The following is a 25,106-nucleotide window of genomic DNA, read 5'->3' on the forward strand; positions in this document are numbered from 1 at the left end:
TCAGCCTCCCTTACATTTCTTCGACAACCGGTGAAAAGCGTTGGTTCTCGGCCGCCGTTGCGGGCCGGTACAACACCAAGACCCGTCCAATCGTTTGGACGACTTGGATATCGGTGTTGGTTTCAATGAAGGTCTTGGTCTCGGCCACCGTAGCTTCAGCACTTTGTTGCAGGTTGATTTTGATCAATTCCCGTTTTTCGAGTGCCCCGGTCAGTTGGTCGAGCCAAACCTGTGTTAACCCGTTCTTCCCGACCGAAAAGATAGGCCGTAAACTATGAGCTTGCGCCCGTAAGTAGCGTTTCTGCTTCCCTCGTAACAAATTATTTTCCTCCATTATATTAAATCATTGCGCGGCGTAACAACACGGCAACCCCTTCAGGTGCCCAACCCGTCACGTTGACCCCGGCCGGAACCGTAATCCAACCCAACCCTTCAAAAACCAGGTCACTTTTGACCGTAGTCTTGAACTGGTGGGCCGTCAACGGTGGAAAGTCGGTGTTGTCTGCTTCGGGAGGCGTCAGAAGTTGGCCTAACTGCCGGTCATAGAAGTCGGCCGCGTTTTCTAACTTGGTGCGGTGAATGTACAGATTATTTTCAAAGTAGGCGGTAAACCCAGCCTTAGGGCCCTGATTATAATCGAACCGCCCCACGCCCCCTAAGAAGAGCGTCTGCTGGTCGTTCAACTGGTAGACCTTCGGCTTAATTTGCTTTTGTGGCGTCACAATCTTCAAATCCTTGCCCGTTAAGAAGTGAGCCATCTGCTGATTTTGAATGATTCCCGGCGTATCGACTAAGACGTGGTCGTCGTCTAAGGGCAGTTCAATCTTATCCAACGTGGTGCCCGGGAAGCGCGACGTGGTAATCAAATCGCGTTTCCCAGTATTCTGTCGGATGATCTGGTTGATCAGCGTAGATTTCCCCACATTGGTGACCCCGACCACGTACACGTCCCGGTCGCCCCGGTACTTATCGATCAGCTCTAACAAGTGGTCGACGGATTGATTGGTCTTGGCACTAAGTAGCGTAACGTCCAGGGGTCGTAATCCCGCTTCATTTGCCCGTTGGCGCAGCCAGTCGCGTAACTTCGAGCGCCGCAGCGAACTCGGCAACAAGTCTTCCTTGTTCCCGACCAGTAGGATGGGGTTATCCCCCACGAACCGGTGGAGTCCCGGAATCAAGCTCCCGTTAAAGTCGAAAATATCCACCACATAAACAATCAGGGCGTTGGCGTCTTGAATTTGAGTTAAAAGGCGCAGAAAATCGTCATCGGTCAGACCGACCGGGACAATCTCGTTATAGTGCCGCAAGCGAAAGCAGCGTTGACAATAAACTTCTTGGTTGTCAATGCCCTTCGCCAAAGCCGACTGCGGGGTATAGCCCGGCGCCGTCTTATCCGTTGTTTGGATCACTGCGCCACAGCCAATGCAGCGCAACGGTTCCCCGTCAACGAGAACGGGTTCAATGTGTTTTTCGTTCATGCAGATCCTCCTGCCAAGTTAATTTCGGATAACGATGCCGCAACCGCCACATCACGAACTTTTCCATTAGGCGGTTGCCCTTGGTCACCCAGGCGTCCGATTTCAGAATCGGCTTGACCAACACGCTGCGAATCCCGCTACGGTTGGCTGCCCAGATATCGGTCATCAATTGGTCACCAACCATAATGACTTCGTCGCGACGTAAATGCCACCGGCGTAACGCCCGATGCATCCCCACGGTCAGCGGTTTTAACGCGCGGTGAACGTAAGGTAAGTTGAACGGGGCCACCGCCCGGTCTACCCGCCGGCGACTATTGTTCGACACCACGATGACTTTGATACCGGCTAATTCCAGTAAATTGAGCCAGTGGCGTAACTCAGGCGTGCCGTCCGGGTTATTCCACGCAATCAGTGTATTGTCTAAATCGGTCAGCACCGCTCTGATACCATGTGCCCGTAAATCTTTGGGGGTCAAATCGTAAATATTCGTGACCATCCACGTTGGTTTTAATCCAACAACCATGCGGGTGTGCCTCCCTTCGTTCCACCAATATCTAGCACTACATTATACGCATTCTCCTGCGTTTTGGCTACTCTGACCCCTTTGGACTTTTCGACCAGTTTTGATCAGAACGATAATTGGTTGGAACTGTTTCTCTCGCATTAGTAAAAAAGACCCCGCTGACAGTCAGCGAAGTCTTTTCCATCAGCTGAATTAAGCAGCCAATGCATCCTTAGCTTGATCAGCCAAGGCCGTGAAAGCAGCAGCATCGTTCACTGCCAAGTCGGCTAACATTTTCCGGTTAACGTCAATGTTGGCTAACTTCAAACCGTGCATCAACTTGCTGTAGCTCAGACCGTTCATCCGGGCTGCGGCGTTGATCCGGGCAATCCAAAGCTTACGGAAGTTACGCTTCGTGGCCTTCCGATCACGGAATGCGTATTGGTAACCTTTGCGAACTTGGTCCTTAGCAACCTTGAATAAACGGTGCTTGGAGCCCCGGTAACCCTTAGCTAATTTTAAAACCTTTTTGCGCCGTGCGCGTGTAACAGTACCGCCTTTAACTCGTGGCATAATCTTTTCCTCCTAAATCAATTCAAACATTATGGCGACGATAATTCGTCAACCCGAAATTTTTAACGACCGCTTACTTTTGTAATAAACTCCGGTAAGTCTTGATCGTCGTTTGGTCCATCATCCGGGTCCCACGAAGGTTCCGGCGTTGCTTCTTGGTCTTACCGTGGAAACGGTGAGACGTGTACGCGTTGGCACTCTTGATTCCGCCCTTAGCAGTTACCTTGAAACGCTTAGCTGCGGCACGGTTGGTCTTCATCTTTGGCATAGTACGAAATTTCCTCCTTGTGTCGGTAACCACCAGGATTACCGCATCAATTCTTACTTTTTCTCTGTGATGGGAGCGAGCATGAGAAACATGCTCCGGCCATCCATCTTTGGCCGTTGTTCAATCGTGGCCACGTCAGCAGTTTCCTTAGCCATTCGGTTTAATACTTCACGATCAATATCCTTATGGGTAATGGCCCGCCCTTTAAAGCGGATCGAAACCCGGACCTTCTCACCCTTCGCTAAGAATTTCTTAGCGTTCTTGAGCTTGAAGTTAAAGTCGTTCGTATCAATGGTTGGACTGAGTCGCACTTCCTTCACACTGACCACTTTTTGCTTCTTTCGAGCTTCACGTTGCTTCTTTTGCAGCTCGAAACGATACTTCCCGTAGTCCATAATTCGAGCTACCGGTGGCTTAGCTTTCGGTGCAACCAAAACTAAATCGAGGTTCGCGTCTTCGGCGATCCGCAAAGCGTCTCGCTTGGATTTGATACCCAATTGGTCACCGTTGCCGGCAATCAACCGAACTTCGCGTGCGCGAATTCCCTCGTTGACAATCGTGTCGTTTGCTATGGTAATCCACCTCCAAAATAATTCTTGAGAATGACATGAGACAAAAAATGCGGGAACCTTTGATGATAATCAAACGGCTCCCGCAAGGAATCCCATCAAAAATGGGATTAACGTACGTATCCAGCCCAGCAATGTCATTATCACTAGGCGAGAAGCGGCAGCCTCTGCTTAATTTCTCAACTTAACCATCATATCAAGACAAGTTGGTTCTGTCAACCGTCTCTTGGCAATTAAGTTTATCAGTCGAAACGACGACTCCCTGGCCCTCACCTTGGTTGCCTGGCATGGACCGCACTTACGGCCAAAGTGTTAAATCGTTCCTACTCTTCACGGCTATATGAAGCAATATCAGCGAGAATTTCCTTCATAAAGGCATCACTGGCCATCGCCGTTGCATCGTCTTCCCCGTACTTCCGTACAGACACGCTGTTGTTAGCCATTTCTTGTTCCCCAACAGCTAACGTGTACGGGATCTTGTGCGTCTGTGCGTCACGAATCAGGTAACCCATCTTTTCGCCCCGCTTGTCGACGTTGACCCGGATATCAGCTGCCCGGAGTTGAGCGGCTAACTTATCGGCGTAAGCGCCGTGCTTTTCTTCGGAAACCGGAATGATGGTGACTTGCTTCGGCGCCAACCAGGTTGGGAAGGCCCCCTTGTAGATTTCCGTCAGGTAAGCCGTGAAGCGTTCCATGGTGGAGACCAAGCCCCGGTGAATCATGACCGGCCGGTGCTCTTCACCATCGGCGCCGACGTAGTGCAAATCGAAGCGTTCTGGCAACATGAAATCTAACTGGATGGTCGACAACGTTTCTTCGTTGCCCATCGCCGTCTTGGTCTGAACGTCTAATTTCGGACCGTAGAAGGCGGCTTCCCCTTCGGCTTCAACGTAGTCCAAGTGCAGGTCATCCATGGCACCCTTCAACATGGTCTGTGCCTTGTTCCACATCTCATCATCGTCAAAGTACTTTTCCGTGTTCTTTGGATCACGGTAGCTTAACCGGAACGTGTAATCCTTGATGTCGAAATCATCGTAAACCTTAACCATTAAGTTCAAGATCTTCTTGAATTCGTCTTGGATTTGGTCTGGCGCCACGAAGGTGTGGCCGTCGTTCAACGTCATTTCCCGAACCCGTTGCAGACCACTCAAAGCACCAGATTTTTCGTACCGGTGCATCATCCCTAATTCAGCAATTCGCAATGGCAACTCACGGTAGGAACGGATGTGGTGGTTGTAAATCTGAATGTGGCTTGGGCAGTTCATTGGCCGTAATTCCAACATTTCGCCATCACCCATGTCCATTGGTGGGAACATGTCGTCGCGGTAGTGGGCCCAGTGACCGGATTGCTTGTAAAGATCCAGGTTAGCTAAGACTGGCGTGTACACGTGTTGGTACCCGTTGGCGACTTCCTTGTCGATGATGTAACGTTCGATGGTCCGCCGAATCGTGGCTCCGTTGGGCATCCAGTAAGGTAAGCCGGCACCGACCTTGGGATCCACGAAGAACAAGTCGAGTTGGTTCCCAATGACCCGGTGGTCGCGTTCACGCGCTTCTTGGCGCTTCTCTAAGTCGGCCTTTAAGTCGGCATCCTTGAAGAAGACCGTCCCGTAAATCCGTTGCAGCATTGGGTTAGAAGACTTGCCTTGCCAGTAAGCCCCGGCAACGGACAAGAGCTTGAAGTGCTTGACGTCACCGGTGTTAGCCAGTTGGGCCCCGTCACTTAAGACTTGGTAATCGCCAATCTTTAAGAAGGGCACTTCGTCACCGGAAACGGCGTTGACTAAGGCCGTGCTGAATGGGTCGTCCTTAACTTGGGCTAAGGCGTCGGCCTTGCTGACGGAGATCCGTTCGATATCCAGCTTGTCCTTGGCTAACTTTTCGATAACCACGGCCAAAGCATCCAGTTCGTCGGCGCTGACTTGTTGGTCATCCTTATCGGTGTCGACGTAAAAGCCATCATCTTCGGCACTCGCAACACCTAACCGAATTGCGGGGAAGTCCTTTTTCAAGGCAATCCGCAGTAAAGCGGCCGCGGTGTTCCGTAAGACCTTTAAACCATCAGCGTCACTCTTGGTCACGATTTCGATCGCACCATCGCCCTTTAATGGGGTCAGGTAGTCCACCAATTCACCGTTGTACTTCGCCGCAACGGCTTTCTTAGCTAAACTGATTGAAATTGACTTGGCAACGTCAGCTGGCGTTGTCCCTTCAGCAAAAACCTGTACCTTGCCGTCTGGGAATTTAATTGAAACATCTGCCATACTATCAGATCTCCCTTTGTTTTTAGGGTGGCCCATAAAAAAAGTCCCCAGTATCCAATAAGGACACTGGGGACGTCAATAACGTGGTTCCACCCGATCTTTTTCACGAGACTCCGCCCCGTGAACTCTAATCGTCGATAACGGGACGGCCCGACCGAAAATTTCCTTTCGGCTGCATCAAGAGCGGTAACCTCACCGGTTGTTTAAGGACGCTTCCAATCAAGGCATCCTCTTCCTGGAAACAAACGCGGTCATGTCGTGTCTCTTGTTAAGCATTTCCTCTTTCAATACGTCTATTGAACCACTCGCCCCTGACGATTGTCAAGGAGAAGTCGTAAATTTATTGTGGCCGGCGGTTGGTGCCTAACATCGTTACTTCCCGCGCTAAAAAGCGAATCCGCTGCATCAATCGTTGGGCCTTCAAGGGTTCGTCGTCCCCACGCGTCGAGATGCGCAGGTGGTCTTTTTCGAGTTGGGCCATCGAGAAATTCGAACTGAAAAAGGTCGGTAACTCCTCTTGCATCCGGTATTCCAAGATGACGCCCAACACGTCGTCGCGAATCCAGGCCGACATGGCGTCGGCCCCAATATCGTCAATCATCAGCACCGGCGCTTTTTTAATGGCGTCCAGTTTATCACCAACACCATCCTTCCCAATGGCGTTTTTCATCTCAACTGCAAAACTGGGAAAGTGCACCAAAGTGGTGGAGTAGCCATCCGTCGCCAGTTGGTGCGCCACGGCGGCCAACAAGTAGGTCTTACCGACACCAAAGTTCCCCGTCAAATACAGGGCTTGGTGGCGTTGGTGGGGGTGGTCTTCGTAACTTTCAATAAAGTCCATCGCCCCCAAAAAGGCTTCCATTCGGGGGCCATCATTGTCGAAATTATCCAGGCGCGCCGCCCGAATACTTTTAGGCATGGCAATTGAGCGGACACGTTGCCGCAACTGTTGAGCCGCCTGCTTTTCTTGGGTGCCCTGGGTCGGCACGTACGCCACGTCTAACAAATGGTCAGCCACAATCAACCGGGGTTCATACCCCGTTGCAAAGATATCTTTGCCGGCTTTGACCTTATCACGTTCCGTTACGAACTCGTAAATTTTCGCCGCCGAACGGGTCAACACGTCGGGGGCCAAGTCAGCTTGGTGCGTCTGAATGAAAGCCGTGACTTCAGGATCTTTGGCAACCTTCGCCATCAACTGTTGATAGTTTTTAGTCAAATTCCGTTGGTTCATCAGGTCCTGGAGGCTCTTACTCACATCTTCCATTTAGGACTCCTCCTTTCCGTGGGGTCGTTGCTTAAAGCGGGCAATCCGCGCTTTTAAGTCCGCCTGTTGTTTAGCGGTTAGCTTGGTAGACGCCGCCTTTTTCGTAATTTCGGGGTTTTGGGCCCAATCCGGTAGGGTCTCGGTCACCCCGGTCCCCTGCCGGTAACTGTTCCGGCGTCGGGTCTTGGCTTGTTGGGTCGTTTGTTTGCGCGTCTGAATCTTGACCACCGCCTGTTCAGGTGTCTGAATAGCGGCTTTACTCCAGTCGTTGGCAATCGTGTCCAACAAATTCTTGTTCAGCGTGGGGCGATCTTCATCGACCAATACATGGTAAATCATCAGGTTTAAAACGCCCTGCGAAAACAGGTGCCGACTCGTCAAATCCTGAACGATTCGTTGCTCGCCATTGGTCACAAAACCACCGGTCTGCTCCTTGATTGAAGCTAAGAAGTCAGTGGGTGTCTTGGACGTCGCCGCTTTCAACAGGTGTTGGTTGTTTTTCGCTTCCGCCGTAGTATCAGCCGCTTGGGCCGGTGCGGCACTGGTGGCCGCACTAGTCGCCGCGGTTGGCGCCAATTGCCCGCGGTGTTGTTGTCCAAATTGCTTCACGATTAGGCGTTTGAACTGCTCTGGGTCGAACTGATTGGTAGCCAGATTGGTGGCTTCCCCAATGAAGCGCGCCATGGTCGGTTCATCCATGCCGTAGGTAGCGTGCTCCGTTAAGAATAACTGCCGGTGCGCCTGCACGGACTGCGGGTCAACGTAGGAGTGCGCCAAGATTTCCCCTAAGAGTTGCAGGTCGAAGTCCGCGGCATTCGTTCCAATTTCCGGCGCCGTCGACTTGGCCGTAGTCAAGCGGTCCCGACTACTGGTGATGGTGTTGGGCAGTTGCTTGAGTTCCCCACCAACCACTTGAAAGACGTCCAAGAAGGTCTTGGTGATGTCTTGTCCTTTGACCGGGGCAGCCGGTTTATTTTGGTTGACCAATTCCTGATAGAAATCATCCCCAACGGCGTCCAACAACTGCACACTCAGCAGGTCATCTTTTAAGAAGTCCACCGGTGCCAACGGTGCGTGCAACGTGTAGTTAAACGTTTGGAGGTCGTTGGTCGTTTCGACCGTGGTCGTCAGTAGTCCGGTCGCTTCCAAACGAATTCGGGCCGCATAAAAATGCGCCAGGTCCACCCCAAGCGTCGCGAGTAACACCGCGTGCCGGTGCAAGTGCGTCCGTTTGGGTAACCAAAAGAGGCCGCTAAACGCCGCAGCGGCTAGCGGCCCGATCACGGGCTGATAGAGTTGGCTCAACGTCTGCCAGCTCTGCTCCGTTAAACGATCGGCCAACCGGACGATAAAACCCGTTTTCGGACTCAGTTGATGCCAAGAATCCTCCATGCCTATTTCGCCTCACTTTGCCCCTTTGAGTGGTGATTTTGATCTTGCTGATCTTTTTTTAACTTATCCTTATCCAAAATATCTTTAAGTTCGTTGAAGAAAACGCCAGTATCCTTGAATTGCCGGTAAACACTGGCAAAGCGGATATAGGCAATTTCGTCGACATCGACTAGGCGGTTCATCACGTATTCGCCAATCACTTGGCTGGAGATCTCGTTGACCCCCAACGCCCGAACCTTATTTTCGACCTCGTCGACAATCTTAGCCATGGCGTCCATCCCCACCGGCCGTTTTTCGGCCGAACGGATGATTCCCCGTAAGATTTTCTCCCGGTTAAATTCTTCGCGTGTCCCGTTTTTCTTGATGACGAGTAACGGGGTCACTTCCACGCGTTCAAACGTCGTGAACCGAAAGCCGCAGCTCTCGCACTCCCGACGACGTCGAATCACGCGGCCATCGTCGGTCGGACGACTATCCACGACCCGGGAGCCATTGTGATGACAGTGCGGACACTGCATAATTGGTCACCTCATTTTTACTTTCACTGGTTAATAGTCACGTCGGTCGAGCCAGGTGCCGACACAACGCGGTTTACTTTTTAGTTGCGTCAAGCCATTTTACCACTTGTTGACGCGTTTGGGTAATGTCACCGTCATTGTCGATGACCACATCGGCCAACGCCACCTTACGGGCAAGCGGCCACTGCCGGTCGATGCGCGCCTGCGCGTCAGCGATTGACAAGTGGTCTCTGGCCATCAACCGCTCACGTTGCCGGGGCAAAGTCGTGGTCACGACCAGAACCCCGTCGACCAACGACTGTAGGTAACCCACCTCAAAAAAAGTGGGGGCATCGATGACCACCAATGGGGCCCGCTGCGCTCGATACGCGGCTAACTGCCGCTTGATTTCTCTTTGAATCAACGGGGTCGTAATGGTGGTCAATCGGGCTAATTCGGCCGGGTCATGAAACACCAATTGTCCAAGTTTGTGCCGGTTCAACGTCTGGTCAGCTTGCAGATAATCCGAACCAAAGGTCGCCACGATTTGGCGTAACCCGGAAGTCCCCGGCGCCACTACGATTCGAGCAATGACATCGGCATCGATGATGGGAATGCCATCCGCCTTAAGCCACGCACTCACGGTCGACTTCCCGGTCGCGATGCCTCCAGTCAACCCCCAGACCTTAGTCATCGGCGATCAGCTCCTCAGCGCCCGGAGGCAATGGTTGGCAGTGCGGACAATAGTGCGTTCCCCGTTGGGCCACTTTAATCTTGACAATGGCGGTCCCACACCGGTCACAGGGTTCGCCCTCTCGACCATAGACGTGCAAGTCGTTTTGGAATTGCCCGGCCTCGCCAAAGGCCGTCGAAAAGGAATGCACGGTGGTGCCATGCCCGGCGATGGCCTTCTTGATTTCGGCAATGATAGCCTCTCGTAAGGTGGCCAATTGCGCATCACTGACCGTATTGACCGGCGTCAACGGGTTGATTTTTGATAACCACAAGACCTCATCGGCGTAAATGTTGCCCAAACCGGCAATCCGGGATTGGTCCAGCAAAAACGGCTTGATGACCTTGCGCGATTTGCTAAAAATCTGGCGCATGTAGTCGAGCGTCAACGTGTCGGCCGTGGGTTCGGGGCCCATCTTAGCTAGCGACGGCATCGCCTCGGCTTCCGTGCCGGTCTTGACCAGCCGCATCCGGCCAAACTTACGGGTATCCGTGTAACGCAACTCCCGGTGATCCTGCAAATAAAAGATCACGTGGGTGTGCTTGGTCACGGGGCTCCCTTCAGGTTGCACGTCGTATTTGCCTTCCATCCGCAAATGCGACACCATGGTCAAATCCCCGCTAAAGCGGAAGAGCAAATACTTGCCCCGCCGGTCGATTTTTTCGATCTTACGGCCAATCAGTTCGGCCGTAAAAACTTCGGCGTCGGGGGTGACCATCTTGGGGTAAAAGACCGCCACGTGGTCAATCTGCGCGCCGCCGACCAGTTCGGTCAACCCCCGGCGGACCGTTTCAACTTCTGGTAATTCTGGCATCTCGTTTACTCCCTTCCGCCTATTTCAAATCAAACCAGGTCGGGCCGTAATGGCTTTCGACATTCAACGGGATTTCCAAATCCACAGCTGAATCCATAATCTTCGGGACCAACTTTTCCAAGGTCGCCATTTCTTCAGCCGGTGCTTCGAAAATCAACTCATCGTGGACTTGGAGCAACATGGTCGCCTGCAGGTCTTTGATGGCATCTTCCATCCGAATCATCGCAATCTTGATGATGTCCGCGGCACTTCCTTGAATCGGTGTGTTCATCGCCGTGCGCTCGGCAAACGAGCGCTGGTTGAAGTTGCGTGAGTTGATGTCTGGTAAATACCGGCGCCGATGGGCGATGGTCTCCACATACCCCTGGTCGTGGGCTAATTGGACCATTCGTTCCGTGTAAGCCTTGACGCCCGGATACTCCTGGAAATAGGTGTCGATAAAGCGTTTCGCCTGTTGGCGCGAAATGCCAATGTTTTGTGACAACCCAAAATCACTGATGCCGTAGACGATTCCAAAGTTAACGGCCTTGGCCTGTCGCCGAATGTTGGGCGTCACTTCTTCGTCGGGGCCTAGCTTAAAGATCCGTCGGGCCGTTGCCGCGTGGATATCCTGGCCCTCACGAAAGGCCTCTTGCATATTCTCGTCATGACTCATGTGAGCTAGGACCCGCAGTTCAATCTGCGAGTAATCGGACGAAAAGATCTGCCAGCCCTTATGCCGGGGGACGAAGGCCTTGCGAATCGCCTTACCTTCCGCACTGCGGACCGGAATGTTTTGCAAATTCGGGTCCACGGACGACAACCGGCCCGTTTGGGTCAACGTCTGTAAATAACGAGTGTGAACCTTGTGATCGTCGGGATGGATAACCTTCAAGAGGCCTTCCACGTAGGTCGACTGAATCTTCGAAATCTTCCGGTACTTCAAAATGTTTTCGGCGATTGGGGCTTCCGCCGCCAACTTCTCCAACACGCCCACGGCCGTCGAATAACCGGTCTTGGTCTTCTTGATGACGGGTAAGCCCATTTTTTCGAACAAAATCTTGCCCAACTGCTTAGGAGACCCAATGTTGAATTCTTCGCCGGCCTCGTTATAAATCGTTTGTTCGATTTCAGCTAGTTGTTCACTGAATTTACTGCCCATCGCCCGCAATTCATCGGCATCGACCGTGATGCCGGCAATCTCCATCCGGGCTAGCACGAAGGTCATCGGGAGCTCGATTTCACGGTAAAGCTTGACCTGATCATTTTCCTCGAGATCGTTGAACAATTGCGTCCGTAAATGCTCGATAGCCCGGGCTTTGCGGGCCAAATGGGTGAAGAAGACCGTATCATCCGTTGGAATCGTCCGTTTGGCGCCACGGCCGTACACGTCCTCGTCGGTCTCAACCTGATCGTAGCCGTGTTCAGCCGCCACTCGGCCCAAGTCGTTACTGTTATCGTAGGTGTTCAACAGATACGAGGCTAACAGGAGGTCACCGTCAACGCCGCGTAAGGTAATGCCTAACCGATTCAACCCCACATAAGTCCGCTTGGCATCAAAGACCTGTTTAGAGACCTTAGTGTCTTCCAAAGCCGCTTTTAATGGCGCCTGCTCTAGCAAGTGGACATCGCGGCTGACCCACCATTGGTCGTCCGTGCCAATCACGAACCCAGCAAAGTCGACCAAGTGGTAGTTGTCGCCATCGAGTTCCAAATAAAAGGCACAACTATCGCCGAGGTTGATCTGGTCCAAGTTGTCCGCCGTTAATTCGGTGTAGTCAATCGGCTGTAAGCCAGTCACTGCACTGGGCGTCTCCCCGTCGACGGAGAGTTTCTTGAGGAAGGTCCGAAACCCCATCTCCTGGTAAAAGGCCACTAACGCATCCGTATCCGGGCCCTGATAGACCAAATCATCCAGCGTCAGTTCGACCGGCGCATTCCGGTCAATCGTCGCCAATTTCTTGGACAATAAGGCGTTGTCGTGATCCGCAATCAGGTGTTCCTTGAGTTTTTTAGCGGTGATGTCGTCGATGTGCTCGTAAACGCCCTCGACACTGCCGTACTTATCGATCAAGTCGACCGCCCGCTTGGGTCCCACACCGGTCACGCCCGGATAATTATCCGAGTTATCGCCTTGCAGACCCTTGATATCGATAATCTGTTCGGGGGTCACGCCCATCTTTTCGGTCACGTAGGCTGGGGTATAGCGTTCGACCTCGCTAACGCCTTTTTTGGAGACGGCGACCGTGGTTTGGTCGTTGGCCAACTGGGTCAGATCCCGGTCCCCCGTAACGATGGTGGTGGCAAAACCGGCGTCTTCCGCCCGCTTGGCCGTGGTGCCGATAATGTCATCGGCTTCGTAATTTTTCAGCTCATAAGTCTTGATGCCGCGAGCCGCCAATAATTTTTTCAGGTAAGGAAATTGTTCGGAGAGTTCCGGTGCCGTCTTGGCCCGGCCCCCCTTATAATCATCGTACATTTTAGTCCGAAACGTGACTTTACCGGCGTCAAATGCCACCAGCACGTGGGTCGGGTCCACGTTTTTCAGCATCGTTTCGAGCATCGTGTTAAAGCCGTAAATGGCGTTGGTATGCAACCCCTCACCGTTCGTGAATCGGCCTAAAGAATTGTACAGGGCAAAAAAGGCCTTAAAGGCAACACTGTTCCCGTCGATCAATAATAATCGTTTTTCCGCCATAATGGGCTCCTTTCACGCGGCTAAACCGCCCACCGCGTTCGTCTAATCTGGGTCTATTTTACCAAAAATCCGCCGGTACTGAAACCAAAGCTGCGTTTCTATCATCAAGTACCACATCGGTGCAAATAAAAGGAGTCCAAGCATTACGCTCAGACTCCCAAGTTTAGCATTGGCGGTGTTAGTCGCGACTGCCACCAAACATGCCAAAGATTTGTAAGAGTTGTAAGAATAAGTTGACGAAGTCCAGGTACAATTGTAAGGCCCCGTTAATCGCGAGTCCCGTCATGGAAACCTGGTCTCCGTAGTGCAAGTAGAGCTTTTGCATCTTTTGGGTGTCCCAAGCGGTCAAGGCCGAGAAGATAATCACGGCGATGAACGAGAAGATCAAGGCCAAGCCACTACTCTTCAAGAAGAGGTTGATGACCATGGCGACCAGCAACCCAATCAAGGCCGCCGTCGCTTGCGTCCCGATACGGGAGAGGTCCTTCTTGGTGGTCAACCCGATGGTGGCCATCGTGAGGAAGACAGCCGCACTGGAAACAAAGGCGCCCCCGATAGCCTGACCGGTGTAGACGTAAGCGTACATGGACACAACCGCCCCGGTCAAGACCGCGTAGACCATTAAGCCGACAATCGCGGTCGTCGGCCGCTTCAGGGATTGTCCCGTGATGACGAACGGCAAGATGAACCAGACGATGAGGGCCACTAACATGCCCCCGTTACCTAATTGAACCTGGTTGGCCACCATCAGGTAGGCAGTCAACGCTGAAACTAACACTGAAGCCCCCATCCAGCCGAACATCCGGGTCAAAAAGGCGTTCAGGCCGACCTGGGTATTAATCGTTTCCTGGGGCTGTTGTTGAAAATTATTCATATAACGCTCCTTCTTTCAAATCAATTCCCGACTTAGTTACTAACTTTAAGTAACTACTTGTTTAGTTTACTAGAATCTATTTTACCAAATCTAATCACAAAGAGCCAATAATCTATCTAGACCAGGTCCTTCGATTGACAGACCCCAAAAGGACTTCGACATCACGCCCAAGCCCTTTGGTCCCGGCTCTTGCCGGTTTGTTTCCAACGACGATTACCTTGAACGCGTCAGAACTTAATTATTCTTTAAGGAAAGATGACTCAATAACTCTTCATAAGCCCGTTCGTACTTCTGAACATCCCCGGCGCCCATGAAGACGGCCACGGCATCGTGGTAATCCAATAATGGCGACATGTTGTCGACCGTGAGGATCTCACCACCCTTAGAAATCTTAGCGGCCAAGTCCTTGCTGGAGACGGCGCCCTTGGTTTCCCGGGCCGAACTAAAGATGTTGGTCAAATAGACCTTGTCAGCTAAGTTCAGACTCTTAGCGAAGTCGTCCATCAGCGCAATGGTCCGGCTAAAGGTGTGCGGCTGGAAGACCGCGATAATCTCTTTATCCGGATACTTTTGCCGGGCGGCGTCCAACGTCGCCTTGATTTCGGACGGGTGGTGCGCATAGTCATCAATGATGGTCATATCAGCGACTTTACGTTCCGTGAACCGGCGTTTAACGCCCTTGAAGTCGGCCAATTCATGCTTGATTTCGTCCATGTTGACCTTTTCGAAGTACGCCACGGCAATGACCGCCAGACTGTTCAGCACGTTGTGTTCCCCGAACAAGTGAATCTCGAAGTTCCCCAGCAACTCACCGTCATGGTAAACGTCGAAATTCGACCCAGTCGTGGAGCGCTTGATGTTTTTAGCCTGGAAATCGTCCCGGTCGTTAGTTCCATAGTAATAGACTGGCACGTCGGTCTTTAACTTCCGCAGCTCGGGATCATCGCCCCAAGCAAAGATGCCCTTCTTGACCTGGTTCGCCCAAGTTTCGAAAGCGTTGTAGACGTCATCGATTCCCTTGTAGTAGTCCGGGTGGTCAAAGTCGATATTGGTCATGATGGCGTAATCCGGCTTCGTTGCCAGGAAGTGGCGCCGGTATTCATCGGCTTCGTAAACAAAGAAGCGCGCGTTGGGCGTCCCCTTCCCGGTCCCATCACCAATCAGATAAGACGTTGGGGCCACGCCACTCAAAACGTGGGATAAAAGCCCCGTGGTGCTGGTCTTTCCGTGGGCCCCGGCAACACCGATACTGGTATAACCTTCAATTAAGTGACCCAAGAATTCGTGGTAGCGATAGACGGGTAACCCCATCGCCCGGGCCTTTTTGATTTCAGGATGGTCATCCGTGAAGGAGTTCCCGGCAATGACCGTCAACCCCTCATGGATGTTAGCTTCATCAAACGGTAACACCTTGATTTTAGCCTGTTCCAAGCCTCGCTGGGTGAACGTGTATTGCGTGATGTCCGACCCCTGAACCTTGAAGCCCTTATCATGTAAAATCAGGGCAAGGGCACTCATCCCTGATCCTTTAATTCCGACAAAATGGTACACCGTTGCTTTATCCATTAAATGATCCTCTTTTCTACTCAACTCGGTTTAACTCTAATCCCTAAAGCTCCATGACGAGTCGCTCTGTCTCCATTTTAGCATATCCCCTACCCCCATAAAAGAACTCATACTGGAATGGTAATGAGGACTATTCATTTTAAGATGAATATGGCGCACTCTGGTCATGCGGCTCAGGTAACTGCTTGCCTAAGTCATCCGGGGTCAAGTACACTTCCCGGGGTTTAGATCCATGTTGGGGAGACACATAATGGTGTTGCTCCAAGTCGTCAATCAGATTGGCGGCCCGGTTGTACCCAATGGAAAAGACCCGCTGGAGTTTCGACGTTGAGACCGTCTTCTCCTTGGCGATATAGTCCAAGACCTTGGGCAACAACTCGTCTTGGTTCTCTTCAGTCGTTTCTTTTTTCAACAAGCCGTTAGGTTCAAAGGCATAGTGCGGCGTCCCTTGGGTTCGAACGAAATCGGTGACCCGATCGACTTCGGCCTCCACGTAAGCGCCTTGTAAGCGCATTGGTTGGCTGGCCCCGTTGCCCAGGTACAGCATATCTCCGCGGCCAAGTAGGCTTTCGGCACCAGTGGTATCCAAAATCGTGCGGGAATCGACCTGACTGGAGACCGTGAAAGCAATCCGAGTGGGAATGTTGTTCTTGATGGTCCCCGTGACAATATCGACACTCGGTCGTTGGGTGGCTACTAACAGGTGAATCCCCGCCGCCCGGGCCTTTTGAGTAATGCGGACGATATAGTCTTGGACCTCACTGGCCGCCATCATCAAGTCGGCTAATTCATCGATCACGATGACGATGTACGGCATCTTCAAGCTGGGTTCGTCGTTGGCGTCCGCCCGGTCATTGAACTGCTCGATGTTGCGGACCCCAGCCGCAGCCAGCTTCTCGTAACGTTGATCCATTTCCGTGACGACCCACTTCAAAGCCGCCGCAGCAGCTTTCGGGTCCGAGATAACGGGAGACAGCAAATGCGGTAACCCGTCATACGGGGCCATTTCGACGGCCTTAGGGTCAATCAACAATAGCTTGACCTGTTGCGGCGTGGCCTTGTAGAGAATCGAGACCAGAAGCGAGTTGATGAAGACACTTTTCCCGGAACCAGTCGCCCCGGCAATCAAACCGTGGGGCATCTTACGCAAATCGGTCACTTGCGGCTTGCCGAAGAGGTCGACCCCCAAGGCAACCGTCAATGGTGACTCGCTTTGTTTGAAGGCTGGTGCATTTAAGATTTCTGATAGCATGACCGGGCGCGACTTCAGGTTCGGAATCTCGATGCCGACCGTGGTCTTCCCCGGAATTGGGGCTTCAATCCGGATATCCTTGGCTGCTAACGCTCGTTTCAAGTCATCGTTTAAATTCGTGATTTTATTGACTTTGACCCCCAGCGCCAGACTAATCTGAAATTGCGTGACTGTGGGCCCAATTGTCCAGTCGGTCACGTGCGCGTCGACGTGGAAAGCCGCCAAAGTCGCGTCTAAGACCTCACCCTGGTGCTGAATCCAATCGTCGAGGGCTTGCTCATCAGGCACCACTGGTTTCGGCAACAGCTTCAAATCGGGGAAATGGTACCCCCGGTCACTGGTCTCGACATCAGTTTGGGGTTGTGGTGTGGGCGTATCGGTGAACAACGCCAAGTTGCGTTGTTCATTGCCTTCCTCTTGCATGATATCCCCTAAGGAGTGCCCAAGGCCTCGACTCGGCTTGGCCTTGGGTTTGGGTTTCGGTTGAGGCGCTGCTTGCGATTGTGGTTGAGCAGCCGTTGCTGACTCAACCGATGTGGTCGTTGCCGGGGTCACCTGACTCGCCGCATGCGATGACATAGCCACCTGAGAAGTAACTTTCTCGGAGGCAACGCCAGAAGTCATCGGTGTCGTTGCACGGTCCAGGAGGCGGTTCACGTCAGTATCTTCCGTCGAAGGTGATGCTGCTGTAGCGGGCGCGTCAACCGTTTGGGACGTGACCCGCTTGGCGTCCGCCGAAGTTGCCGTACTAGTTTGGGACGTCGTAGCGGCTACGGCCGGCGTGGTGGGGACACTCTTCGGCGTACCAACGGGTAAATAATCTCCGGAATCGACTGGCCGACTGGCGACTTGACTAGTAGCGGTGCTTGTCGACGCAGTTTCACTAGGAGTCGTCTGCTCTGGCGCCGAAGCGACACTTGCCGCTTCGGGATAGAAGATCTCGGTCGGCGCTGGCTCTGCTACCGCTTGGGACGCCGGTTGGGCCGAACTTGGCACTTGAGACGCTTCAGATGAGTCGCTTGGTGTCACGGCTGAACTCGCTGCACTGCTCATGTCACTGACTGCCGGCGTTTCCGCCACCTGACCTTGACTAGCCGAGCTTGACGCTGGGGTCGCCGGTGACTTGGCGGTAGATGCTGGCGCCTTTTGCGGTGTAAAGACCACCGTGGCCGCTGCCGAACTAGGCGTTACGACCTCACCCGGACGGGCAAAGCGAAAGAAAGTCTCTAAGGGTTTATGTAACTGTTGAATTAATTTTTGATAATGTTGCTGTCGGGTGACCCCGGGTTGGGCCAGCCAATGGAGTTGCCGGGGCAATTCCGTCACCTGAAACGGGCGATAATTACCGCTGGACATGGTACCGTTGCCAGTCTTCTTTGGCTGTGCTGGTGTCGTGGTCGTTCGCAGACTTTTAACCGCCGCGTGGGCCGCCTCGGCTTCGCGCTGGGTCCGCGCATTTTGTTTTTGGCGGCGTTCGACCTGTGCCGCCGCCCGGTCACTTAGCGGATCTACGGGTGCTTTAGAGTTCGGTGTCACCGGAAATTTACGGTAAAACGCCGGCCCATCATAGTGATCCATATTACATTGCCTCCTCAACGTTAAACGAGACGTTAAATTTGATTTCTACGGGGACCGCGGGCTAAAACCCCCCAATCCCTCGATCATTGGCAAACTCATTAGGTTGCTAATCTTCCCTATTGTACACAAAAAAGCGGGTCGGCGACAAGGCCTGACCCGCTTTCGCAACCTTTTCTTAGATGGTTGGCCACCACAAGATTAGTTAGTTGTGGCGGTGGTGAAAATCGTTTGACCCCGGTCGAAGTCAAACGCCTCCCCGACTTGGTAATCGTCCGGTAAAATCAGGGCACCAGGACGTTGGGGCGCGTTAGCTAACCCTAATTCCCGGCCGGAACAGATCATTCCGTCACTGGCCACACCGCGTAACTCACCTGGCCAAATGATAGCGCCGTTGGGCATCATGGCACCGACCTTGGCCACGACAACTTTAATGTCGGCCTGCATGTTCGGTGAGCCACTCACGATTTGGACGGTCTGGTCATGATCGACCACCGTTTCGGTCACTAATAAATGATCGGAATCTGGATGTGGCTTAGCGGTCTTGACGTACCCCACCACGAAGCGGGAATCCGTCTCAGCCACTAATTCGCCAGCAAACCCGGCGTCCTCTAAGGCTTGGTTCAACGCAGCCACGTCGTCACTGGTTAAAGTGACTTGGCCGTTACCCGTCAAATTCGGTAAAATCTTAGAAACAGCTAAGAAATTGTACCCCAAAGTCTTTTCGGTGGCAGAATCATAAATCCGCGCAATACCGTCACGAACCGTATGGGCTTGTTCGGCGGCGTCTGGTGCAACGATGACAATCAATGTGTCCCCTAACTCACGGGGATTGTAACTCGCAATTAACATGTCGGGATCCTTTCAAACGGTTTTTTAGTCGGTGGGAGTTGATAACCCGTTGATAAACGTTTCAACTTCCGCCTTAGTCTTGCGATCCTTGTTCACTAACCGACCGATTTCTTCCCCATCGGCATAAGCAATGAAGCTGGGAATCCCAAAGACATTTAATTCAGCAGCCAAATCGATATTTTCATCGCGGTCGACCGCCACAAACTTAAAATCGGGGTATTCTGCTTCAATCGCTGGCATCGCTGGCTTGATAAACGTGCAATCTGGGCACCAAGTTGCTGAGAAGAACAGCATGGTTTTGCCAGACTTCACAACATCTTTTAACTCTGCAGCTGACATCTTAGGTAATTGTTCCATGACACAACACTCCTTTTAAGTTTAGGTTTAAATTATACGCCAACCATTATAGCATTTTTAACCGGCTTGTCGACTATTCTGCTTACTTTTCGTCAGCACCCTGACGCCCGCCTTAGCGGTCAATCCGTTGAACCCATTTCAGGTTGGCCGTGACGTAGCCGCCACTGACCCGGTAACGTAGGGTACTGCCGCGGCTAAAGTCCGCCGCATGGCTGTAATCCCAACCCAAAACTTTTAGCCGGGTTCCCGCTTTAACGTGTCGGTTACGCCGAGTTAAGTTCACATCTTGATACCGATTGAGACCCGTTTTGATCCGCAGGTAACGCGGCATTGAAACCCGTTTGGTTTGGACCAAGCGCTTGTTCGCTGTGACGTACTGCCCATTCGTCAATAATAAGCGCGTTGTCAACCGGTGCTGGACTAACCGTTTGACCCGTAGAACTTGGCCCTGACGGTAATGGGTCACCTTGCGCGTCAAATTGCGTTGGCGATACCCATTGACCCCACGGGGGTTGATCACAGTGACTTCTTTAGGCCGTTTCTGCAGGTAGGTTGGGGTCAAATACGTCGCCTTAGCCGTCACGTACCCGGTCTGCCCTGCCGTTTGACTATGATGGTTCACGTCTCGAACATGGTACCGCAACCGGCCAGCGTTCGAGCGCGCATACCCCGTAACCACAAACATTGGGCGTTGCAGCCGCGGCTTCTTGGCATACCACTGTCGACGCTGACTGGCCTTAAAGGTCGGGTGCTGGTAAAGGCCAATACGGCGGATGGCCGAAACCACCTCGCCACGAACAGCCACTTGGTCTCCCGTATTCCCCGTTGACGCGGCGGTATACTGGTACGTCACAGTTTGAGCGGTCGTGGTAAAGGTCCCGGTCGTGGGGCCCGTGGTCTTTTTCAGTGTATAACCTGCAATTTTCTTTGGCGTCGTCCGATAAGTCGTCCCTAAGGCCCCCGTTAGGTGTTGGTCAGGTGCGAGTGATTTTCCCTTTGAATCATGATACCGCACCGTGACGGGTTGGCTGGCCGGGACTATCGGTGGAACGACGGGCGGCTGAGGGGTCTCAGTTGCGTTTAGTCCATATATGACAACGTAAGTGGCCAACCCATCCAACTGGTAGGTTCCGTTGCTTTGTTGATGCAAATAGTCACGCATCGGTGTCGCTAAAATTGCCGCCGTGAGGTCCCGCGTTTTCTCCGGATCGAGGGTCGCCAATACTTCCGGTGTGGTGCCTTGCGGTGTCACTAACTGCCCTGTGTAATAAATCGGCAAGAAGTGTGTTTCAAAACGCTCTGGCGTGGAAAATATCCAATCATACGTCCCCAATATTGTGTCAAGCGACGTCCCATCTGGTTGAATGATGCGGAAAACTTCTTCAATGATGGGGCGTAAATTTTGACGATAATATGCTTGTAGGTCCGCAAAACTGAGCGTCCCCTGGTCATACTCGGTTCCGCGACTAATCCCCCAGGCCGTCTCGTACGCTTGCAACGGCAAGGCTTTGATTAAGGTTTCTTCCGTTAATTCAGGTTCCCTTTCATCTTCATTACCGTTATAATTATAACGGTAAAAAAATTGGCCCAGGTTTTCGTCATTAGCATATTTCAGAACGTTATCATCTTCTAAAAAAGGATCATAGATGTCTTGCAACTCTTCCCAGGAGAGGCCTTCCGGATACGAGAATCCTGCCAGATACTTGTCATCGGCCATTTCAGCGGCCGTCAAGACTTGAGGCGAGTCAGGAAAAATATAGAGTTTCTGCGTTCCCGTCGTTCCGACTAGCTGGGTATAGGGCAATTCATAACGACTAATGGTCACCTGTTTCTCTGTGGTTGTCGTGACGGCCTGCGCCACGCAAGGTTCCTTATGTCCCGTTGCGAGAACGTAACCACCGCTTCCCAAAAGCATCCCCACCAATAATAGTGTCCCCCAACGTCTCATCACTATCTCATCCTTTCAGTTGAGCGTGTGAATAGCTACTTATGCGCACTAAGCTTAGCATAAAAAGTAACCGATTACATTTATGTTCAACCTCAAAAAAAACAAACGCGATTTTTTCGCAAAACCTCGACTTTTTACGGGCAGTTCCGACCAATCCTTGCTATACTAAGGGTAGAAGTGGTGGTAACATTGCCCAATAAACAATCGTTTAAGGAGGCGGTCGTATGACTGCTAGAAATGGTCAACTTTATCAATTAAGTCTCGGCGGAGTCCTGGGCGGCATCATGGGCATTTTCATCACCCGCATGTTCAACGGTCTTACCCGGTTGGATCCCGACACTATTTTGGAACAGGTTAAACATCAATTTCGTCAAGAATCTCCCATCGAAGGGGCTTGGATTGAACATCAAACTGTTCCTTTCCAAAAGTTTGCCGTGAAGACCCGGGTCTACTACGGGGGCATCACCCGCTACGAAGATGATCAGCTGGTTCAGTATCAATTTATTGCGGACGCCAAGACGGGAAGTGTCCTGGATTATCCACCGCCTCTAATTTAATAAAGTCATTTATTCACGAGTCTGGGCTGGTTACTCAGGCTTTTTTCGTGTCGAAACCACTTAAAGGCGCCTTAGCTGAACGAGTTGTCCAGCTAAGGCGCCTACTTTAACGTATTCTCATTATTTGCGGGGACCAGACGCCGCTGGCTTCAATTTTGCCGCGCGGTTATGGTTATCTGTTCGGACCACTAAGACGTCACAAGCTGCGTTGGCCACGATATAGCTAGCCGTCGAGCCTAGCATCATGCGTTCCACCACGTTCGCTCCAGTGGCGCCGACCATAATCAAGTTGATCTGATACTCTCGCGGTAAAGTCTTGGCCAAATCGACCTTGGCGTGCCCGTAGTATACAGAAGTCACCACGTCCGTCACGCCGGCATCTTCTGCTCGTTGCCGGTAGTGCTCGACTAACTCGTTAAACTTTTGGCGCGATTCGTCCATCACCTGTTGGTCCACGTAGCCAAACCCGACCTCCGTGGTCCCTAAACCGACGTATCGTCCGCCACTCATGACCGTCACAATCACCAGTTGGGCCTGGTTTCTGGCGGCCACCGCAATGGCCTTATCAACGGCCCGGCGTGACGACCGCGAGCCGTCCACCCCCACTAAGATACGTTGATACTGCTGCGGCATAAGTCCTTCCTCCTTGCTATTTGGTCAACTCCGCCATGGCCTGGCCATAGATTGCCATGGCCTTCAACAAATCGGCTTCCGGTTGAAATTCGTTGGCCTGGTGCATGGTGTCGGCCGTACCCGGGAATAAAGCCCCAAAAGCCACACCACGAGTCATCAACCGACCATAGGTCCCGCCACCGACGACTTCGGGTTGCGCCGTGGTATCGCCGGTCTGTTCCCGGTAGACCGCCATCAGCGTGGTCACCAGCGGGTCGCTTGGGTCGACATAGTGCGGCACCATCTCGCGGCCCTGATCGATGGTCACGGTCATGTCAGCCGTGGCTTGCTTGAGGCCGGCCAAGATTTGCGCGGCCCCAGTTCCAGTCGGGTAGCGGAAGTTAGTATTGATCAAACCCGCATCCCCCGCCGTAAAGGTCATGATCCCAACATTCATGGTCAAATCGCCCATGACTTTATCCGTGTAGTTCAGCCCTAACCGGTGAGCCCGCGAATCGTCATGGAGCTGGTTAGCTAATAAATGCAGAAAGTCCGCCGAATCGGCGCCGAACTCGAACTGACCCAAAAAGGTCGCCAAATAAGTCCCGGCATTGATCCCGTTTTTCGGTTCCATGCCGTGAGCGGCCTTACCGACGACGTTAAGTTGTAAGGCCCCGTCGGCTAAGGCCGTCACTTCTCCAGTGACCGGCGCGTGGGCGAGAAACATGTCAAAACTGGTCTTCAGCTTGTCTTGGTCCGGAACGATCACTGTCGCCTGAGCATCTCGCGGTACCATGTTGGGCCGCAAACCTGATTCGAAGTCGCGTAACGTAAAGTCACCGGCGTTTTGGCCGCCGAAGTGCGTTTCAAAGGTCACGTTGCCTTTTTCCCCGTTGATCAGTGGGAATTCGGCATCGGGAGAGAAGCCCAAGGTTGGGGCAGGTTCCTTATCTAGATAATGGGTCATCCCGGTCCAGTCACTTTCCTCGTCGGTCCCAATGATGAAGCGAATCGTCATCTTCGGTTTGATGCCTTGGTCCTTTAACATCTTCAAGCCATAGTAAGCCGCCAAAGCGGGCCCCTTGTCGTCGGAAGTCCCCCGACCGTACAGGTTACCGTCTTTGGCCGTCAATTCAAACGGGTCGGTGTCCCAACCCTTGCCGGCCGGCATCACGTCGGCGTGGGCCAAAACGGCCAACGTCTCGGGACCCTCCCCGTATTCCACGTAACCGGCTAAGTTATCGAGATTCTTGACCTTGAACCCGTCACGTTGAGCTAGAGCTAAAAAGGCGTTCAACGCCTTAGCGGGACCGGGACCTAACGGGGCATCGGCTGTCGCCTGACTATCATCCCGGGAACTGTCGATGCCAACCAACGTTTTCAAGTCGGCCACGTAATCGTCACGATACTGTTGTGCTAAATTTTGCCAATCAATTGCCATCAATGAAACCTCCTTGTGGGTGTCACCTCAACTGCTGGTGCTCATCATCGTCGTACTCTTTAGGGTTAATTCTAGCATACCAAGGGACCGTTTTCACTTCCACTTTTTAGCATGCTATACTAAACACGACTCAACTTGAAAGGAGTTTTTTGTATGCAAACCCTAACCGCAGATATTCTCCCACAGACCATTCGGCAACGGCCCGCCGACAGTTATAAGGGGACTTATGGCCACATCGTCTTAATCGGGGGCAACCAAAACTTTGGTGGCGCCATCATCATGGCTAGCACCGCCGCCGTTTACGCCGGAGCTGGTCTGGTAACGACCCTCACCGACCCCAGCAATCAAGGTAGCCTGCATGCCCGCTTGCCAGAAGCCATGTTTGCTGACTACCACGACAGCGACTTGCTCACGTCATTAGTACAGGGGGCTAATGTGGTAGTCATCGGTCCTGGTCTGGGGACCGACGCCACGGCACTTGGCGTTTTAAAACGCGTTTTTGGCCTCGTTACAGCTCAGCAAACGCTCGTCGTCGACGGTTCAGCCTTGACCATGGTAGCGACTCACGACCTAAACTTTCCTGACGTTCCCTTGGTCCTGACGCCGCACCAAATGGAGTGGCAACGCGTGAGCGGCGTTAAAATTGCCGACCAGACCGAAGCCGCTAACCGGACCGTCGTGGACCAGCTCAAAGCTACGGTGGTCCTCAAATCCCATCACACCCAAATCTACACGGCTAACGCGACCTACGAGAACCCACTAGGGACTCCGGCACAAGCGACCGGTGGTATGGGTGATACGCTGGCCGGCATGGTCGGGGGCTTTATCGCCCAGTTCAAACCGACCGACCAAGCAGTGCTCGCGGCGGTCTACAGCCACAGCGCAATTGCTGAAGAATTGGCCCAAACACAGTACGTGGTGCTTCCCCACCAGATTGCAACCGCGCTACCAACGTTTATGAAACAACACGCCGCCAAATAACCACCGATTCACCCGATAAAAAGCCCGAATTCACCGTATACAAGCGATGGACTCGGG

At 52.6% G+C, this 25,106-nt stretch carries 23 protein-coding genes; 2 read left to right on the forward strand and 21 right to left on the reverse strand.

Features of this window, described 5'->3' with window-relative positions:
• Nucleotides 1-10: 10 nt before the first annotated feature.
• The 19 genes from yhbY to H3M12_RS10295 all read right to left on the reverse strand — a co-directional run bounded on the left by yhbY (nucleotide 11) and on the right by H3M12_RS10295 (nucleotide 21,458).
• Entirely contained in the window at nucleotides 11-334 is a 324-nt protein-coding gene (gene yhbY, locus H3M12_RS10205) for a ribosome assembly RNA-binding protein YhbY (protein ID WP_129031693.1), read from the reverse strand.
• 4 nt (nucleotides 335-338) lie between these two features.
• The gene (gene yqeH, locus H3M12_RS10210) at nucleotides 339-1,478 is read right to left on the reverse strand and encodes a ribosome biogenesis GTPase YqeH (protein WP_129031694.1); all 1,140 of its coding nucleotides are present in this window, start codon (nucleotides 1,476-1,478) and stop codon (nucleotides 339-341) included.
• Nucleotides 1,459-2,001 (reverse strand): YqeG family HAD IIIA-type phosphatase, encoded by a 543-nt coding sequence (locus H3M12_RS10215; RefSeq protein WP_129031695.1) that lies wholly within the window; start codon nucleotides 1,999-2,001, stop codon nucleotides 1,459-1,461. The genes yqeH and H3M12_RS10215 overlap by 20 nt, the downstream gene beginning before the upstream one ends.
• A gap of 192 nt (nucleotides 2,002-2,193) precedes the next feature.
• Nucleotides 2,194-2,553: a 50S ribosomal protein L20 gene (gene rplT, locus H3M12_RS10220; RefSeq protein WP_129031696.1), complete on the reverse strand. Its 360-nt coding sequence runs from the start codon at nucleotides 2,551-2,553 to the stop codon at nucleotides 2,194-2,196.
• 73 nt (nucleotides 2,554-2,626) lie between these two features.
• The gene (gene rpmI, locus H3M12_RS10225) at nucleotides 2,627-2,821 is read right to left on the reverse strand and encodes a 50S ribosomal protein L35 (protein WP_024746525.1); all 195 of its coding nucleotides are present in this window, start codon (nucleotides 2,819-2,821) and stop codon (nucleotides 2,627-2,629) included.
• 53 nt (nucleotides 2,822-2,874) lie between these two features.
• On the reverse strand, nucleotides 2,875-3,378 hold the full coding sequence (infC, locus tag H3M12_RS10230) for a translation initiation factor IF-3 (RefSeq protein ID WP_233449243.1): 504 nt from the start codon (nucleotides 3,376-3,378) through the stop codon (nucleotides 2,875-2,877).
• 335 nt (nucleotides 3,379-3,713) lie between these two features.
• Nucleotides 3,714-5,654 carry a threonine--tRNA ligase gene (gene thrS / locus H3M12_RS10235; RefSeq protein WP_182150700.1) on the reverse strand — a complete coding sequence of 647 codons (1,941 nt, stop codon included), beginning with the start codon at nucleotides 5,652-5,654 and terminating at the stop codon, nucleotides 3,714-3,716.
• 340 nt (nucleotides 5,655-5,994) lie between these two features.
• A complete protein-coding gene (gene dnaI, locus H3M12_RS10240) occupies nucleotides 5,995-6,921 on the reverse strand; it encodes a primosomal protein DnaI (RefSeq protein ID WP_129031699.1) in 927 nt (308 codons plus the stop codon).
• On the reverse strand, nucleotides 6,922-8,313 hold the full coding sequence (locus H3M12_RS10245; protein ID WP_129031700.1) for a replication initiation and membrane attachment family protein: 1,392 nt from the start codon (nucleotides 8,311-8,313) through the stop codon (nucleotides 6,922-6,924).
• A 2-nt stretch (nucleotides 8,314-8,315) separates the two neighbouring features.
• A complete protein-coding gene (gene nrdR, locus H3M12_RS10250; RefSeq protein WP_182150701.1) occupies nucleotides 8,316-8,831 on the reverse strand; it encodes a transcriptional regulator NrdR in 516 nt (171 codons plus the stop codon).
• 73 nt (nucleotides 8,832-8,904) lie between these two features.
• Nucleotides 8,905-9,504: a dephospho-CoA kinase gene (coaE, locus tag H3M12_RS10255; RefSeq protein WP_129031702.1), complete on the reverse strand. Its 600-nt coding sequence runs from the start codon at nucleotides 9,502-9,504 to the stop codon at nucleotides 8,905-8,907.
• Nucleotides 9,497-10,357, reverse strand: coding sequence for a bifunctional DNA-formamidopyrimidine glycosylase/DNA-(apurinic or apyrimidinic site) lyase (mutM, locus tag H3M12_RS10260; protein ID WP_129031703.1), 861 nt, complete (start codon nucleotides 10,355-10,357; stop codon nucleotides 9,497-9,499). Before mutM ends, coaE begins: the two co-directional genes overlap by 8 nt.
• Before the next feature lie 19 nt (nucleotides 10,358-10,376).
• Entirely contained in the window at nucleotides 10,377-13,034 is a 2,658-nt protein-coding gene (gene polA, locus H3M12_RS10265; RefSeq protein ID WP_129031704.1) for a DNA polymerase I, read from the reverse strand.
• A 178-nt stretch (nucleotides 13,035-13,212) separates the two neighbouring features.
• Nucleotides 13,213-13,908: a Bax inhibitor-1/YccA family protein gene (locus H3M12_RS10270; RefSeq protein WP_129031705.1), complete on the reverse strand. Its 696-nt coding sequence runs from the start codon at nucleotides 13,906-13,908 to the stop codon at nucleotides 13,213-13,215.
• A 234-nt stretch (nucleotides 13,909-14,142) separates the two neighbouring features.
• On the reverse strand, nucleotides 14,143-15,474 hold the full coding sequence (murC, locus tag H3M12_RS10275) for a UDP-N-acetylmuramate--L-alanine ligase (RefSeq protein ID WP_129031706.1): 1,332 nt from the start codon (nucleotides 15,472-15,474) through the stop codon (nucleotides 14,143-14,145).
• A 139-nt stretch (nucleotides 15,475-15,613) separates the two neighbouring features.
• A complete protein-coding gene (locus H3M12_RS10280) occupies nucleotides 15,614-18,304 on the reverse strand; it encodes a DNA translocase FtsK (RefSeq protein ID WP_182150702.1) in 2,691 nt (896 codons plus the stop codon).
• 198 nt (nucleotides 18,305-18,502) lie between these two features.
• Entirely contained in the window at nucleotides 18,503-19,153 is a 651-nt protein-coding gene (ytpR, locus tag H3M12_RS10285; RefSeq protein WP_129031708.1) for a YtpR family tRNA-binding protein, read from the reverse strand.
• Between the two features lie 24 nt (nucleotides 19,154-19,177).
• Nucleotides 19,178-19,510, reverse strand: coding sequence for a thioredoxin family protein (locus tag H3M12_RS10290; protein WP_129031709.1), 333 nt, complete (start codon nucleotides 19,508-19,510; stop codon nucleotides 19,178-19,180).
• A gap of 112 nt (nucleotides 19,511-19,622) precedes the next feature.
• On the reverse strand, nucleotides 19,623-21,458 hold the full coding sequence (locus H3M12_RS10295) for a DUF5776 domain-containing protein (RefSeq protein WP_129031710.1): 1,836 nt from the start codon (nucleotides 21,456-21,458) through the stop codon (nucleotides 19,623-19,625).
• Nucleotides 21,459-21,682: 224 nt separating this feature from the next.
• On the opposite strand from H3M12_RS10295, the gene H3M12_RS10300 reads away from it, so the two are divergent.
• A complete protein-coding gene (locus H3M12_RS10300; RefSeq protein WP_182150703.1) occupies nucleotides 21,683-22,015 on the forward strand; it encodes a hypothetical protein in 333 nt (110 codons plus the stop codon).
• A 120-nt stretch (nucleotides 22,016-22,135) separates the two neighbouring features.
• Here the strand turns inward: H3M12_RS10300 and H3M12_RS10305 are convergent, their stop codons facing one another.
• Nucleotides 22,136-22,648 (reverse strand): universal stress protein, encoded by a 513-nt coding sequence (locus H3M12_RS10305; protein WP_129031712.1) that lies wholly within the window; start codon nucleotides 22,646-22,648, stop codon nucleotides 22,136-22,138.
• Between the two features lie 16 nt (nucleotides 22,649-22,664).
• Nucleotides 22,665-24,068, reverse strand: coding sequence for a dipeptidase PepV (gene pepV, locus H3M12_RS10310; protein WP_129031713.1), 1,404 nt, complete (start codon nucleotides 24,066-24,068; stop codon nucleotides 22,665-22,667).
• A 153-nt stretch (nucleotides 24,069-24,221) separates the two neighbouring features.
• Between pepV and H3M12_RS10315 the strand changes: the two genes are divergently transcribed.
• The gene (locus H3M12_RS10315; protein ID WP_129031714.1) at nucleotides 24,222-25,049 is read left to right on the forward strand and encodes an NAD(P)H-hydrate dehydratase; all 828 of its coding nucleotides are present in this window, start codon (nucleotides 24,222-24,224) and stop codon (nucleotides 25,047-25,049) included.
• Nucleotides 25,050-25,106 lie beyond the last annotated feature (57 nt).

The organism is Levilactobacillus suantsaii (assembly GCF_014069315.1).
In the GTDB taxonomy this organism is placed as follows: domain Bacteria; phylum Bacillota; class Bacilli; order Lactobacillales; family Lactobacillaceae; genus Levilactobacillus; species Levilactobacillus suantsaii.